Origin of the sequence: Streptomyces roseoviridis (assembly GCF_039535235.1) — a bacterium.
Taxonomy (GTDB): Bacteria; Actinomycetota; Actinomycetes; order Streptomycetales; family Streptomycetaceae; genus Streptomyces; species Streptomyces roseoviridis.
The window spans coordinates 4,508,475-4,523,426 of record NZ_BAAAWU010000001.1; the positions used below are offsets into that span (position 1 = coordinate 4,508,475).

Annotated in this window: 13 protein-coding genes and 1 tRNA gene; 4 read left to right on the forward strand and 10 right to left on the reverse strand. The window is 71.5% G+C overall.

Annotated elements, in window-relative coordinates:
• Positions 1–62: 62 nt before the first annotated feature.
• The 8 genes from ABD954_RS20500 to ABD954_RS20535 all read right to left on the reverse strand — a co-directional run bounded on the left by ABD954_RS20500 (position 63) and on the right by ABD954_RS20535 (position 6,623).
• A complete protein-coding gene (locus ABD954_RS20500; RefSeq protein WP_345487595.1) occupies positions 63–767 on the reverse strand; it encodes a PT domain-containing protein in 705 nt (234 codons plus the stop codon).
• 178 nt (positions 768–945) lie between these two features.
• Positions 946–1,389, reverse strand: a complete 444-nt coding sequence (locus tag ABD954_RS20505; protein WP_345487597.1) for a hypothetical protein — start codon at positions 1,387–1,389, stop codon at positions 946–948.
• Positions 1,390–1,422: 33 nt separating this feature from the next.
• Positions 1,423–2,019 (reverse strand): aminoacyl-tRNA hydrolase, encoded by a 597-nt coding sequence (pth, locus tag ABD954_RS20510; RefSeq protein WP_345487598.1) that lies wholly within the window; start codon positions 2,017–2,019, stop codon positions 1,423–1,425.
• Between the two features lie 94 nt (positions 2,020–2,113).
• Positions 2,114–2,704, reverse strand: coding sequence for a 50S ribosomal protein L25/general stress protein Ctc (locus ABD954_RS20515; protein WP_345487600.1), 591 nt, complete (start codon positions 2,702–2,704; stop codon positions 2,114–2,116).
• Positions 2,705–3,012: 308 nt separating this feature from the next.
• Positions 3,013–3,987 (reverse strand): ribose-phosphate diphosphokinase, encoded by a 975-nt coding sequence (locus ABD954_RS20520; RefSeq protein ID WP_345487602.1) that lies wholly within the window; start codon positions 3,985–3,987, stop codon positions 3,013–3,015.
• 122 nt (positions 3,988–4,109) lie between these two features.
• Entirely contained in the window at positions 4,110–5,558 is a 1,449-nt protein-coding gene (gene glmU / locus ABD954_RS20525; protein WP_345487604.1) for a bifunctional UDP-N-acetylglucosamine diphosphorylase/glucosamine-1-phosphate N-acetyltransferase GlmU, read from the reverse strand.
• A gap of 115 nt (positions 5,559–5,673) precedes the next feature.
• Positions 5,674–5,744 (reverse strand) — tRNA-Gln (locus tag ABD954_RS20530).
• Positions 5,745–5,750: 6 nt separating this feature from the next.
• Complete coding sequence (locus ABD954_RS20535) at positions 5,751–6,623, reverse strand: hypothetical protein (protein ID WP_345487606.1); 873 nt, start codon at positions 6,621–6,623, stop codon at positions 5,751–5,753.
• A gap of 130 nt (positions 6,624–6,753) precedes the next feature.
• Between ABD954_RS20535 and ABD954_RS20540 the strand changes: the two genes are divergently transcribed.
• Entirely contained in the window at positions 6,754–8,160 is a 1,407-nt protein-coding gene (locus tag ABD954_RS20540) for a sensor histidine kinase (RefSeq protein WP_345487608.1), read from the forward strand.
• Positions 8,161–8,203: 43 nt separating this feature from the next.
• Here the strand turns inward: ABD954_RS20540 and ABD954_RS20545 are convergent, their stop codons facing one another.
• A complete protein-coding gene (locus tag ABD954_RS20545) occupies positions 8,204–8,704 on the reverse strand; it encodes an SUKH-3 domain-containing protein (protein ID WP_345487610.1) in 501 nt (166 codons plus the stop codon).
• 11 nt (positions 8,705–8,715) lie between these two features.
• Entirely contained in the window at positions 8,716–9,237 is a 522-nt protein-coding gene (locus tag ABD954_RS20550; RefSeq protein ID WP_345487612.1) for a YwqJ-related putative deaminase, read from the reverse strand.
• Positions 9,238–9,529: 292 nt separating this feature from the next.
• Between ABD954_RS20550 and ABD954_RS20555 the strand changes: the two genes are divergently transcribed.
• From ABD954_RS20555 to ABD954_RS20565, 3 genes are all read left to right on the forward strand, one after another.
• On the forward strand, positions 9,530–10,531 hold the full coding sequence (locus ABD954_RS20555; protein WP_345487614.1) for an SMI1/KNR4 family protein: 1,002 nt from the start codon (positions 9,530–9,532) through the stop codon (positions 10,529–10,531).
• Positions 10,532–10,538: 7 nt separating this feature from the next.
• Entirely contained in the window at positions 10,539–13,610 is a 3,072-nt protein-coding gene (locus ABD954_RS20560) for an SUKH-4 family immunity protein (protein ID WP_345487616.1), read from the forward strand.
• Between the two features lie 141 nt (positions 13,611–13,751).
• Positions 13,752–14,732, forward strand: coding sequence for a coiled-coil domain-containing protein (locus ABD954_RS20565; RefSeq protein ID WP_345487618.1), 981 nt, complete (start codon positions 13,752–13,754; stop codon positions 14,730–14,732).
• The last annotated feature ends 220 nt before the right edge of the window (positions 14,733–14,952 follow it).

Here is a 14,952-nt window from a genome sequence, read left to right on the forward strand (position 1 = left end):
CCACCGCACACGACAGTGCCCCCGCGGGTTCTCCCGCGGGGGCACCGTCATGACGGACGACGTCAGTGCTGCTGCGCCTTGCGGCGACGGCTCACCAGGAACGCACCGGCACCCGCGAGGGCGACGGCGGCGGCGGCGATGATGCCGACGGGGGCGCTGGAACCGGTCTCGGCCAGGTTGCCGTCCGAGTCACCGCCGTTGCCGCCGTTGCCGCCGTTGCTGCCGGGGGCGTTGGTGGCGCCGGGCGTGGACGGGGAAGCGGACGGCGACTCGGAGGTGCCGGGCGTCTCGGTGCCGGGCTTGTCGGTCGGCTTGTCCGTGGGCTTGTCCGTGGGCTTGTCGGTCGGCTTGTCCGTCGGCTTGTCCGTGGGCTTGTCGGTCGGCTTGTCCGTCGGGCAGTCGGTCTTGAAGACCTTGTGCTTGGCGCGGCCGTTCTCGCCCTCGAAGTTCCAGAACAGCTTGTACTGGCCGTTCGGGAGCGTCATGTCCTCGGTGCGCTCGTGGCCGTCACCGTCGAGGACGATGGTGCCCTCCTTGACCGTGGTGCCCTTCTCCTGCTCGTTCTTGGCCCAGGCCTCGATGTGCCACTGGACCTTCTGCTCGGCGTCGAAGCCGAACGCGTCGAGGTAGAAGGAGCAGACCTTGGGCTCGTTGTGCTTGAGCTCCTCACCGGTCTTGGAGTCGTGGATCTTCACGGTGCCGTTGTCGCCCTTGGGCTTACCGGTGGCGGAGGCGACCGGGGCGAGCAGCAGAGAAGCCGCGGTCACGGTGCTGACCACCGTGGCGGCGGAAATGAGGGTACGTCGCATAGGGCTGCTGTCCATCTGAGAGATGAGAGGGATGCCGTGGGAGGTGGCGGGGGCAGCCTATCCGCCGGCTCAAGTCGCCCTTAACCCAAGGGACGATAACGATTCCCAGCAATCAAGCCACCGTGTCCGAAAACCATCAGAGCGCGAAGAACGCCCCCACCAGCACCGCCGCCCCCACCCCCGCCACCGACCACGCCGTCCGCACCAGCCGCATCCCGCCCCCGATCAACGGCGCCGCCAGCACCAACGCCCCGCCCAGCGGCAACCACGCGTGCAGACCGCCACCCCAGCCCGCACGCACCGCCTCGTCCGTACCCGGCTTCACCACCACCGGCAGCGTCTCGCCCTTCTGCGCCGCCACCGAATGCGCGATCCGCAACGTGTGATGCCGCGACGCCGGATCATCCGACACGTAACGCCCGCTGCACATCTCCTCGGTACAACCCGTCACCGTCAACGTCCCGTGCTCCCGCCCCTTGGGCAACAGCACGTGCTGGGCCGAGTTCCAGGACGACCACACACCCGCCACCACGAGGAGCAGGACGACAAGGGCCATGGCGGCGTTACGGGCAAGCGTCATGACCCGCGATCGTACAGTCGTACCCGAACCAGGTCAGGAGTTGTACGCCGACTGCGCCCGCTCCAGGCCCTCCGTCACCAGGCACTCCACCGCATCCGCCGCCCGGTCCACGAAATAGTCCAGCTCCTTGCGCTCCGCCGACGAGAAGTCCTTCAGCACGAAATCCGCCACCTGCATCCGCCCCGGCGGCCGGCCGATACCGAACCGCAGCCGGTGGTACTCCGCGCCCATCGCCTTCGTCATCGACTTCAGACCGTTGTGCCCGTTGTCACCACCACCGAGCTTCAGCCGCAGCACCCCGTAATCGATGTCCAGCTCGTCGTGCACCGCCACCACACGCGCCGTCGGCACCTTGTAGAAGTCCCGCAACGCCGTCACCGGCCCGCCCGACAGATTCATGTACGACATCGGCTTGGCCAGCACCACCCGCCGGTTCGCCGGCCCCGGCGGACCCATCCGGCCCTCCACCACCTGCGCCTGCGCCTTCTGCGCCCGCTTGAACTTCCCGCCCATCCGCTCGGCCAGCAGGTCCACCACCATGAAACCCACGTTGTGCCGGTTCCCCGCGTACTCCGGGCCCGGATTGCCGAGGCCGACGATCAGCCAGGGGGCGTTCGCGTCGTCCGTCATCTGCGTCTCGTCTCCTCGTCCTCGCAACAGAAAGAAACGGGGTGCCGGACCGTTCCCGGTCCGTCACCCCGTCACGTCAGGCAGAGCCTACGGCTCAGGCCTCGGCGCCCTCGGAGCCCTCGCCCTCGGCAGCCGGCTCCTCGGCCTGCGCGGCCAGGATCTGGATGACGACGGCCTCGGGGTCCGTCACCAGGGTCGCGCCCTTCGGCAGCGCCACGTCCTTGGCGAGGATCGAGTCACCGGCCTGCAGGCCCGCGATCGACACCGTCACGGACTCGGGCAGGTGGGTGGCCTCGGCCTCGACGGAGATCGTGTTCAGCACGTTCTCGACCAGGAAGGCACCCGGAGCCAGGTCACCCTCGGTCTCGACGACGATCTCGACGGTGACCTTCTCGCCCCGCTGGACCAGCAGCAGGTCGACGTGCTCCAGGAAACCCTTCAGCGGGTCACGCTGAGCGGCCTTCGGGATCGCCAGCTCGGTGCCACGGCCCTCGATGTCCAGGGACAGCAGAACGTTCGGCGTACGCAGCGCCAGCGTCAGCTCGTGGCCCGGAAGGGTCAGGTGGATCGGGTCCGAACCGTGACCGTAGAGAACGCCGGGAACCTTGGCGTCACGACGGATCTTGCGGGCGGCACCCTTGCCGAACTCGGTGCGGAGGGAAGCGGCGAGCTTGACCTCGGACATGTGCACTCCTCGTATCAGGTGGTGACGGAGACGACTGTCACCCGGCCACGACTTGCCGATGGCCTGCTACGAAGAGCGCGTCGATAACGGACCGCCGAACCCGAGAACGGGTACGGCCTCCCTCGCCGAGCAACCACGACAGTCTAGCGGCCACCCCCCGACCGCCCAAATGGATCACCAGGACAGGGCCACCCGGGAAACACGTAAGGGCCGCGTCCCAGAGGAAGCGACCCTTACCACCAGCTCAGCCCACCGAGCCGGCCCCGACCAGGCTCAGATCAGCCCAGCCCGGCCCGGCCCGGCCGAGCTCACTGCTCCTCGAACAGGCTCGTCACCGAACCGTCCTCGAACACCTCACGCACCGCACGCGCGATCGTCGGCGCGATCGACAGCACCGTGATCTTGTCCAGCTCCAGCGAACTCGGATCCGGCAGCGTGTCCGTGAACACGAACTCGCTCACCTTCGAATTCTTCAGCCGATCAGCCGCCGGACCCGACAGGATGCCGTGCGTCGCCGTCACGATCACATCCTCCGCACCATGCGCGAACAGCGCATCGGCCGCCGCACAGATCGTGCCCGCCGTGTCCACCATGTCGTCCACCAGGACACACACACGACCCTCGACGTCACCCACGACCTCGTGGACCGTCACCTGGTTCGCCACGTCCTTGTCACGACGCTTGTGCACGATCGCCAGCGGCGCGTCCAGACGGTCACACCACCGGTCCGCCACCCGCACACGACCCGCGTCCGGAGACACGATCGTCAGCTTCGTCCGGTCCACCTTCGCACCCACGTAGTCCGCGAGCACCGGCAGCGCCGACAGATGATCCACCGGACCGTCGAAGAAGCCCTGGATCTGGTCCGTGTGCAGATCCACGGTCAGGATCCGGTGCGCACCCGCCGTCTTCAGCAGATCCGCCACCAGACGCGCCGAGATCGGCTCACGACCACGGTGCTTCTTGTCCTGACGCGCATAGCCGTACGACGGAATGATCACCGTGATGCTCCGGGCCGAAGCCCGCTTCAGAGCATCGATCATGATCAACTGCTCCATGATCCACTTGTTGATCGGAGCCGTGTGGCTCTGGATCAAGAAGCAGTCCGCACCGCGCGCGGACTCCTGGAAGCGGACATAGATCTCACCGTTGGCGAAGTCGAAAGCCTTGGTCGGCACGATGCCGACACCCAGCTGGTGTGCGACCTCCTCGGCCAGCTCGGGGTGGGCGCGGCCGGAGAAGAGCATCAGCTTCTTCTCGCCGGTCGTCTTGATCCCGGTCACAGCACTGTCTCCTCGACGGGTTCTCTGGCCGCAAAAACCCCGCGCTCCCGTGCGCGCGTGCGAGCCAGCCGAATTTGTGTGCACGTATCACGGTACGCCGACTTCGACGCACTCGTTTCCGGTCAGCTTTCGCCGGCGGACTTCTCACTGGCAGCCAGAGCGGCCTGCGCCGCAGCGCTCCCCGGCCTCTTCCGAGCCACCCAACCCTCGATATTCCGCTGCTGGCCACGGGCCACGGCCAGCGAACCGGGCGGCACGTCCTTCGTGATGACGGACCCGGCAGCGGTGTAGACGCCGTCCCCGATCGTGATGGGTGCCACAAACATGTTGTCCGAACCGGTACGACAGTGCGAGCCGATCGTCGTGTGGTGCTTCGCCTCACCGTCGTAATTCACGAAGACGCTCGCCGCACCGATGTTCGTGAACTCACCGATCGTCGCATCACCCACGTACGACAGATGAGGGACCTTCGTCCCCTCACCGATCACCGCGTTCTTCATCTCCACATACGTACCGGCCTTTGAACGGGCACCGAGATCCGTCCCCGGACGCAGATACGCATACGGCCCCACAGAGGCGCCCTCACCCACCACGGCCCCATCCGCCACCGTGTTGTCCACCCGGGCACCCCGCCCGACCCGCGTGTCCTTCAACCGCGAGTTCGGACCCACCACCGCGTCCTCGGCCACATGCGTCGAACCCAGCAGCAGCGTGTTCGGCAACACCGTCGCGTCCGGCTCGAACGTCACCGTCACATCCACGAACGTCGACGCCGGATCCACCACCGTCACACCCGCCAGCATCGCCCGCTCCAGCAACCGTGCATTCAACAGCGCACGCGCCTCCGCCAGCTGCACCCGGTTGTTGATCCCCAGAATCTCCCGGTGATCCACCGCCACCGACGCACCCACCCGGTGCCCGGCCTCCCGCAGGATCGACAACACGTCCGTCAGGTACTCCTCACCCTGACTGTTGTCCGTCCGCACCTTCCCCAGCGCATCCGCCAGCAGCACCCCGTCGAACGCGAACACCCCGGAATTGATCTCCCGGATCGCCCGCTGCTCCTCCGTGGCGTCCTTGTGCTCCACGATCTCCGTCACCGCACCGGACACCACGTCCCGCACGATCCGGCCGTAACCCGTCGCATCCGGCACCTCGGCGGTCAGCACGGTCACCGCATTGCCGTCGGCGGCATGCGTCGCGGCCAGCGCCCGCAGCGTCTCGCCCGACAGCAGCGGCGTGTCACCGCACACCACCACCACGGTCCCCTCGGGCGCCCGTCCCAGCTCCGCCAGAGCCGTCCGCACCGCGTGCCCCGTGCCGTTCTGCTCCTCCTGCACGGCCGTCCGGGTCCCCGCGTAGAACGCGTCCAGATGCCCCTTCACCTGCTCCCGCGCATGCCCCACGACCACGACCAGGTCCTCGGGCTCCAGCTCACGAGCGGCGGACACGACATGCCCGACGAGCGACCGCCCGGCGATCTCGTGCAGGACCTTGGGGGTCTTCGACTTCATGCGGGTGCCCTCACCCGCTGCGAGGACGACGACGGCGGCCGGGCGGTTGGCGCTCACGGGAATGCCCTTCGGCTTTCGGGTGGTGGACTTCCGAAGGATACCGGGGGGTACCGGGGCGGACATGAGTAAGGGTCCCGACCGGGGAGGTCGGGACCCGAACCAGGCATGCGGGCTCCCGGGGGAGGACTCGAACCCCCATGATCAGAACCAAAATCTGACGTCTTGCCCTTAGACGACCCGGGATGGCCGCTATGTCCGATTTCCTCGGACGGTCGCGGAAGCAGCCCCTACTATGCCGCACCAGGCCCCCTCGATGCGACGGTAGAGGTCGGCGCTGCCGCGAACCCGGATGGCCAGGCAACCTCGGTAGTCGTCCGCGACGTTCTTTCGGCTGGTCCTGGGGTTGTGGCGCTTGAGGGCCGTCTTCCCGAAGCGGTCAGGGGCGGCGCTGGTGATGCCGGCCCAGTAGCGCTCGGCCGCCGCGACGTCCGCGCTCTCGTGGATCATGACGTGATACACGTGCCGCTCTCGGTCCACGCCTAGGAGGTCGAGCCAGGCGATGAAGGTCTGGATCATGCCGGGGTCGCTGTTCACGAACGTGACGCGTTCCCGGCGGGCGTACGACTTGTCCTTGGTGCCCTCGGCCCAATAGAGGGCCACCCCCACCAGGAAGAGTTCGCGCTCGGAGAGTGCGCCCACCTCCCGCGCGGCGGCCTCCTTGGCGCGACGCCGCTCCTCGTCGCGGATGCGCATCGTCGCCTCCCAGCCCTTGCGGGCGATCGCCGATGCCTCCTCGCGGGTGCGCTTTTGCTCCGGCTTCGGCAGGTCCCTCACCCACAGCGAGATCGAGCTCTTCGAGCAGCCCAGCTCGACCTGGATCTGGTCGTAGGTCATGCCCTGGAGGCGGAGCTCGCGGGCGCGGGCGCGGAGGTCGTCCTTGGCGTTGGGGCGGCGGGTCCAGTCGGGTGGGGGTTCGCCTTTGACGAGGCGGTTGAGGAGGTCGTTGTTGTGGACCTGCAGGCGGTCGCGGATCTGGCGGAGGCTGAGTCCTTCGCGGCGTAAGGCGATCGCTCGTTCGCGCAGGGTCTCGAAGTCCGCGTAGCGGTTCGTTTCGGGTGTCATGGGACGAGGTTCGTCCGGAATGCGGACGTCCGGGTCGAATGTGTGGCCGGTTCACCAGTTCGAGGGACGGGTGTGTGGGTGCGTTGACACGCCGGGAAAATCGGTGGCCCTCGCCCGTAGGGTGGGAGGCATGACCGCAACGGGGGCAGACCGGGACGCGGCGGGCACGGAGGTGGCCCGCCGGAGCTGGTGGTGGTGGGGGAGACGGCGCAGTGTGGTGCTGGACGTGACGCTGGCCGTCGCGTCGGCGCTGGAGTGCGGGCTCGAGGGGGTCGGGTTCGCGCGTGAGGCGTCGGTGCCGGTGCCGGTGGGGGTGTTGTTCGGGCTGGTGGTGGGGTCGGTGCTGCTCGTGCGGCGGCGGTGGCCGATCACGGTGGTGCTCGTCTCGATCGCGGTGACGCCGGCGGAGATGGGCTTTCTGATGGGGATCGTCGGTCTCTATTCGCTGGCCGCGTCGGAGGTGCCTCGGCGGTATACGGCCGGTCTTGCGGGGATGTCGACGGTGGCCGTGTACGTGGTGACGGTGGTGCGGATGCGCCAGGACGTCGCGGAGGCGGACGCGGGGCAGGCGGATTTCGATCCGAGTGGCTGGTACGTGCCGGTCGTGTCGATGTTCATGACGTTGGGGCTGAACGCTCCGCCGGTGTTGTTCGGGCTGTACATAGGGGCGCGGCGTCGGCTGATGGAGTCGTTGCGGGAGCGGGCGGACAGTCTGGAGCAGGAGCTGTCGCTGCTCGCGGACCGGGCGGAGGAGCGGGCGCAGTGGGCGCGTCAGGAGGAGCGGACGCGGATCGCGCGGGAGATGCACGACGTGGTGGCGCATCGGGTGTCGTTGATGGTGGTGCACGCGGCGGCGTTGCAGGCGGTGGCGTTGAAGGATCCGCAGAAGGCGGTGCGGAACGCGGCGCTGGTGGGGGACATGGGCCGGCAGGCGTTGACGGAGTTGCGGGAGATGCTGGGGGTGTTGCGGGAGGGGACTCCGGTTGCGTCCGCCTCGTCCGCCTCACCTGCCTCGTCCGTTTCGTCCGCGTCGTCCGCGTCGTCCGACGGGGTCGCTGGGGGTTCGTCGGCCGGGGTGCCGTTGGCTGCGGTGGGGCGCGCGGCGGCGGCTGCCGCGGAGGCGGCTGCGGAGGGTGAGGGGCCGTGTCTGGACGCGCTGGAGGGGTTGGTCGAGCAGTCGCGGCAGGCGGGTGTGGTGGTGGAGCTGGTGGTGATGGGGGAGCGGCGGCGGTACGGGGTCGAGGTGGAGCGGACGGCGTACCGGGTGGTTCAGGAGGCGTTGACGAACGTCCACAAGCATGCGGTGGGTGCCGAGGTCGTCGTGCGGTTGGCGCATCGGGAGGGGGAGGTCGCGATGCAGGTGGAGAACGGTCCGTCGGACGGTGCGGTGGCGGGTGCGGGGCTGCCGAGTGGGGGGAACGGCCTGGTGGGGATGCGGGAGCGGGTGTCCCGGCTGGGTGGGGTGTTCGTGTCGGGTCCGACGGAGGCGGGTGGTTTCCGGGTGAGTGCGGTGCTGCCGGTGGACCGGACGGTGTGAGGGGGCGGGGCCCGGTGCGGGGTGCCGGGCGGCGCGGCGCGTCCTAGGGGGCTTGGACGAGGCGGGTGGGCTGGGTGCCGGTGACGAGGGTGCTCAGGGCGGTGTCGATGTCCCGGCCGAGGTACCAGTCGCCGGTGTGGTCGACGCTGTAGACGCGTCCTTCGATGTCCATGGCGAGGACGGCGCGCTGTTCGTCGCGGTCGGTTTCTTCGCCGAGGGGGGCGAGCTCGGTGTGGAGGGCGCGGCCGAGGTCGCCGAGGGTGCGGGCGAGGTGGAGTCCGGCGAGGGGGTCGATGCGTACGGTCGCGGGTGCTATCTGGCGGCCGTGGCCGGGGGCGGTGATGTGGAGGCCGCCGAATTCGGCCCAGGCTTCGACGACGGCGGGGAAGACGGTGTGGCGGTGCCCGGCGGGGGAGACGTGGCCGCGGAGGGTGTCGGCCCATTGTTCGGCGAGTTTGATGTCCCAGCGGCCGGGTTGCCAGCCGGCTTCGCGGAGGGCGGCGTCGACGTTGACGGGGAAGCGGGTGCTGTTGAGGTCGGGCATGAGGGGCGGGTTCAGCCGTTCTGGGCGGTCGTGGGGTCGACGGTGCGGACTCCGAAGTGGGCGAGCATGGCCGTACAGGAGCGGCAGGGCGGGGCGTAGGTGCCGTGGAGCGGGTCGCCGTCCTCGCGGATGCGGCGGGCGGTGAGTTTGGCGTGCTTGAGGGAGCGGCGTGCCTCGCTGTGGGTGAGTGGTTTGCGCTGGGCTCGTTTGGAGCGGGTGTTCTCGGCGGCGGTGAGGTGCCGGGAGAGCAGGATCGCTTCGGGGCAGCGTCCGGTGAAGCGTTCGCGCTGGCCGCTGGTGAGGGTGTCGAGGAAGTCCTGGACGAGGGGGTGCAGGGCGGGCGGCTGGTCGCCGCGGGCGGCGGTGCAGGTGAGTGTTTCGCCGCGGACGGAGAGGGCCGCGCCGACGGTGGGCAGGATTCCGTCTCGGCGGTGGCGCAGTAAGGGGGCGCGGTGGGTGTCGGTGTCGCTGCCCCAGTTGAGGCGTGGGTCACCCTGCGTGGGCGGTGGTGCCGGTGTGGTGCTTGTCTGCATGGTGCTGGTCTTCCCCTCCTGCAATCCCCCGAGTTGCGGGAACAGCCTGCCAAACGGGGTGGCCGATGGGGAAGCTGGGGCGGGGAAACGGGGTTTCGGTGTGTCGGAATCATGGCGGTGCTGTCATGCCGTCGTGACAGTTGGTCACCGTGGAGGGGGTGGGGGTGGTCGGCCGGCATCTGGCCGGGTGGTGGGGTGGGGGCACCGCTTAGGCTGTGCGGACCAGCCGGTACGAGTTACCAGTAGAAGCCACGCGGCAGACGCCACAGCAGCCACTCAGGGGGCAACCGCCATGACGACAGGTCGGCTCGGCCAGGACACCGTGCCGCCGAACGCGGCGTACGCCGGGCAGGTCGTGCACTTCCCGGATCCGGTCCGGGCTTCCCGTCATCCGCGAGGGGTGCGGGTGGACGAGCGCGGCTACCCGGATTTCTCTCCGTACGCGCGGGCGGCGGCGGAGATCGCCGATCCTCCGGAGGGGTTCGGGGTCGATGAACTGCGCCTGACGGATTACGTGTCGGCGAACGCGGCGTTGGCGGCGACGGGTCACGAGTTGTGGGACACGATTCCGGCGGTGGCGACGCCGCACGGCTGGACGTGGCATCACGTGGCGCATTCGCGGCGTCTGGAGCTGGTTCCGGTCGAGGTGAAGGCGTTGCTGCGGCATCACGGCGGGGTGGCGACGGCGGGTTCGGTGGACCAGTCGAAGCGGGGTACGCGGCCGCTGCAGGAGACCCGGCCGGTGCATTTCCGGTTGCCGAAGCGCGGTGTGGCGGTGTCGGAGCAGCAGGTGCAGGGGGTCGAGGAGGATCTGGGCTACCGGCTGCCGGGGGCGTATCGCGCGTTCCTGAAGGCGGCGGGTGGTTGTGCGCCGGTGGGTACGGCGTTGGACGCGGAGCTGGGGCTGCTGGTGGACCAGCCGTTCTTCACGGTGCGTGAGGAGGCGGGGGTCAATGACCTGGTGTACGTCAACAAGTGTCTTCGTGATCATCTGACGAAGGACTTCCTGGGTGTGGCCTTCGTGCAGGGCGGTCTGCTCGCGGTGAAGGTGAAGGGCGAGGCGGTCGGCTCGGTGTGGTTCTGCGCGTATGACGACGCGCGGGACGGTGGCGAGGTGGCGGCCGGCTGGACGGTGAACGAGCGGGTGGAGCGTCTGCTGCTGCCCTGTGGTGTGGATTTCGACGCGTTCTTGCAGCGGTTGGCGGGCAGTCCGCCGGAGCTGGAGACGGTGGCGAATCTGATGGTGGACGGTGGCTTCGCGCGTGCCGTGCCCGTGGTCCCGGTGGGGGAGTGAGCTGGCTGTGGTGACGTTCGCGCAGGCGCAGGAGCGTGCCGAGGAGTGGATCAACGGCGATGTGCCGGCGTATCTGCACCGTGAGGTGCGGGTGCGGGAGTTCGGTCTCGGGTTCGTGGTGTGGGCGGAGGACCGTGCGGAGGCGCCGACTCCGGACGGGGGACGGCAGCGTCTGGTCATCGCGCGGGACAGCGGCGAGGCGACGTTGTGGCCGGGGTTGCCGGTGGGTGAGGTGATCCGCCGGTACGAGGAGGAGTACGGGGCCGCGGCGGAGGCGGCGGCGCCGGTTCCGGCTCAGGCGGCGCGGGTGGATCTGAACCAGACGTCGTTCCTGTTGAGCCCGCCGGAGTGGCTTCAGGAGGCGGCGGACAAGATCGGTCTTCCGCCGGTGGGGTCGAACGCTTCGCAGGCGGCCGCGGCCGCGTCGCCGGAGTCGGCGTCGCACACGCCGCCGCTGCCGATGCCGGGCGGGGGCGACGAGGGTGCGGCCCCCGCGGGGGCGCTGCCCGAGGCCGTGCCGGTGGTGTCGGGCGATGCGGCCGGGGATGCGCCGACCGGTGTGGCGGAGCCGGGTGTGGCGCAGGCGGGTGCCGGGGCGGTGGCTTCGGGCGCCGTTTCCGGGGCGCCGTCCCTCGGCGGTGCGTCCGCCGGTGGTTCGTCCGCCGGTGGTGCGTCCCTCGGCGGTGCGTCCGCCGGTGGTTCGTCCGCCGGGGGCCTGTCCGGCGAGGCCGCGTCCGCGGAGGGCCCGTCCGCCGGGACCGGGTCCGTGGGCCCGGGCTCCGCCGGGGACTCCGTGTCCGAGGTGTCGGCCGCGCCGTGGGAGGTCGCGTCGCCGGACGGTGCCGCGTCCGTGGACGGCTCCGCCGGAGCTGGAGCTGGAGCTGGAGCTGGAGCCGGTGCCGGTGCCGGTGCGGGGGCCGGTGCCTCCGCTGACGCGCCGGGATCCCCTGCCGCGTCGGGATCCGCTGCCGCGTCGGACTCGGCCGATGTGCCGGGCTCGGCCGACGGGCCGGGGCGGGGCGTGGAGACGGAGGCCGCTTCCGGGGCGCCCGTCGCGGACGGTGCCGCCGGGGCCGTGCCCGAGGTGTCGGATGCGCCCTGGGCGGCGGCTTCGGACGCCGCCTCGCCGGCGGACGGTGCCGCCGGGGGCGACCACGAGCCGACCGCTTCGGACGGTGTGCCCGCCCAGAGCCCCTGGGCGGACGCGAACGCCAGCGTCGGCGGCGCCGACGGGGCGGTGCCGCTGCCGGCGACGGTGTTCGCGCCGCCGCTGTCGGGTGCCGACGACGAGGACGCGCCGCCGCCGTCGGTGGGTCCGGACGCGCCGACGGCGCTGATGAAGGGCGGCAGCGCGCTGCCGCCGACCGCGATCGCGCCGCGGCTGGACACGGACGGCATGTTCGGCCAGGGCGGCCCGCAGGTTCCGCCCGCGCCGTCGTCCGCGCCCGCCGCTTCCGCGACTCCCCCCGTGACTCCGGCGGCCCCTCCGGTGTCGCCGCCCGCTCCGCCCGCTCCTTCCGCGCCGTCCGCTCCGGGAGCCGCCGACATCGCCGACGCGGCGACCAGCAAGGCGCAGACGCCGCCGCCGGGTGGCTATGTGCGCACGCAGCTGGTGTCGCAGCTCGGGCCCGACGGCCCGCTGCCTCCCGGCCCGCCGGCTCCCCCCGGTCCTCCGGCGCCGCCGGCTCCTCCCGGTGCCACGCCGCCGCCCGCCGTGCACCACGCGGCGACGATGCTGGCGCATCCGAGCCAGGCGGGTCAGAGCGGTCCGGGGGCTCCGCCGCCTCCGCCTCCGCCGCCGGGCGTGCCGGGTGCGGGTGGTGGTACGCCGCCGGGCGGTGTGGCGCACGCGGCGACGATGCTGGCGCATCCGAGCCAGGCGGGTCAGAGCGGTCCGGGGGCTCCGCCGCCTCCGCCTCCGCCTCCGGGCGTGCCGGGTGCGGGTGGTGGTACGCCGCCGGGCGGTGTGGCGCACGCGGCGACGATGCTGGCGCATCCGGGCCAGGGCGGTCCGGCCGGGCCGCCCCCGCCGCCGGGACCCGCGCCCGCGCCGCTGGGAGCGCCCGCGGCGCCCGCCTACGGGTATCCGCAGCCGCAGCCGACGGGTCTGCCGACGGTGGGTCCGGGCTACCAGGCCGTGCTGCGCTACCGCGCGCCCGACGGTTCGGAGCAGCAGATCATCCGCCGCTCCGCGCCGGGCACCCCGCACCCCGAGTGGCAGATCCTGCACGAGCTGCGCGCGATGAACGTGCCGCCGCAGCAGGTGCTCGAACTGCACACGGAGCTGGAGTCCTGTGAGCTGCCGGGTGGTTACTGCGCCCGGATGATCCGGGAGACCTGGCCGCAGGCGCGGATCACCAACATCGCGCCGTACGGGCGGGATCACGCGGGCCGCCAGCAGGGCATGCGGCAACTGCTGACGCACCAGGGCGAGTTGCACCAGGTCGCGGACGGCCCGGCGCGCCCCGCGCCGGTGCGGGCGCCGCTGCCGCAGGTGCAGCCGGCGCCGCCGCTGCCGCCGGACGCGGTGGCGCAGGAGCTGGCCGGGGCGTTCGGTCCCGGCATCCTGCGCTTCGACCAGCGCGCGGTGTCGCGGCAGGGCGTGCCGGAACTGGTGGCGGTGACGCTCGTGTGGGCGGGTCTGCCGGCCGACTTCGGGCCGTTCTTCTGGGCGCAGCCGGCGATGCCGGTGGTGCCGACGCTGGCGGAGCTCGCGGCGCAGCGTCAGGTGCAGCCGGCGTCGGACGCGAGCTCCTATCTGGTGCTGGGTTCGGACTTCGGCCGGGCGATCTGCGTCCAGTACGGGACGGCGCACATCGTGGCCGTGCCGGTGGAGGCGGGTCCGGGCGGGCAGCCGGTGCCGCCGCAGTTCGTGAACACCGGGCTGCCGGAGTTCGTGCGCTGTCTGGCCCTGCTGGGCCGGATGTGGCGGCTGCGGTTCGGCCTGAACCCGGAGCAGGCGGGCCGCTGGACGGTCGATTTCCAGGCGCAGTTGGCGATGCTGGATCCGGCGGCGCTGTCGTCGCCGGAGAACTGGTGGTCGGTGCTCCTGGAGCAGATGTGGGACGGTCTGCTGTAGTCGCCCCGTAGACGGGATGTGACCAAAGGCGCTCGGTGTGTGCTCACAGCGGGCGCCTTTTGTCCGTTCTGATGGCGCATCCTGGAGGGGGCGGCGCGGAGTGCGGCGCGTGAGTGAGCTCGTAGGGAAGGGGCGGCAGGAATGGGATTCGCGTTCGGACGGGGCCGGGGCTACCGCCCGGAGCAGGTCGACCCCTACCTCGCCGCGCTGTCCGAGGAGCGCGACGGCGCGGTGGAGCGGGCCGCGCGGCTGACGGTGCTCGCCGAGGAGATGGCGCAGGAACTGGAGCGGCTGCGTGAGGTGGTCGCGGGGCTGAAGCCGCAGCGGTACGAGTCCCTCGGCGAGGCCGCGCAGAGGATCCTTGAGCTCGCGGAGCAGGAGGACGAGCGGCTCGTCCGGGCCGCGGAGGGCGAGGCGCAGGAGCTCGCCGAGGCCGCCGACGCGGCCGCCCGCGAGGCCCGGGAGGCGGCCCGCGCCTACGCGGAAGGGGTGCGTGCGGAGGCCGATGAGGCGGCCCGCGCGACCCTGGAGCGGGCCGAGGAGCGCGCCGGTGAGCTGCGTACCGTCGCCGCCCGGGACGCGGAGGGGGCCAGGGCCGCGGCGCGCGCGTACGCCGAGGAGACCGGGCGGCGGGCCGAGGAGCTGCTCGCCCGGCAGCGCGAGGAGCAGCGCGCCGTACGGGAGGAGGCGGAGCGGGCCGCGCAGGCGGCCGCGGCCGAGCTGGACGCCCGCAACGACGAGCTGATCGCCGGGGCGGAGGGCCGCCTCGCGGAGGCCCGGCGCGCCCTGGCCAGGACCGAGGAGGCCGCCCGGCACGGCCAGGAGGACGCCGAGGCGAAGGCGGCCGAGCTGCTCGCGGAGGCACGTCTGAAGCAGGAGCGGATCGAGCGCGAGACCGAGCGGGTGCTGCGGGAGCACGAGGAGGCCCGCGACGAGATCCACTCCCACATGGAGCACATCCGTTCCTCGCTGGCCGCCCTGACGGGCCGTGTGGCGGGCCCCTCGCCCACCACGACGGAGCAGCCCGTGGCCGAGCAGCCCGGGGTCGAGAAGCCCGGGGTCGAGAAGCCCGGGGCCGAGGAGCCCGAGCCCGGAGCCGAGGGCCGGGACGCGGACGACTAGCAGGGCACGAGGGGGGCCGGGTGACGGCCCGACGCCTGACGGGACCGACCGGCGTGCGCTCGCCTTGATGCCTCATGCCTGATGCCCGACGTCTGATGCCGGATGCCGGATGCGGACGCCGGACGCCCACGCCTGGCGCCCTGAGGGCCGGCCGCCCTGAGGGCCGGCCGCCCTGAGGGCCGGCCGCCCTGAGGGTCGGCCGCCCTGAGCCCCGCCGCCC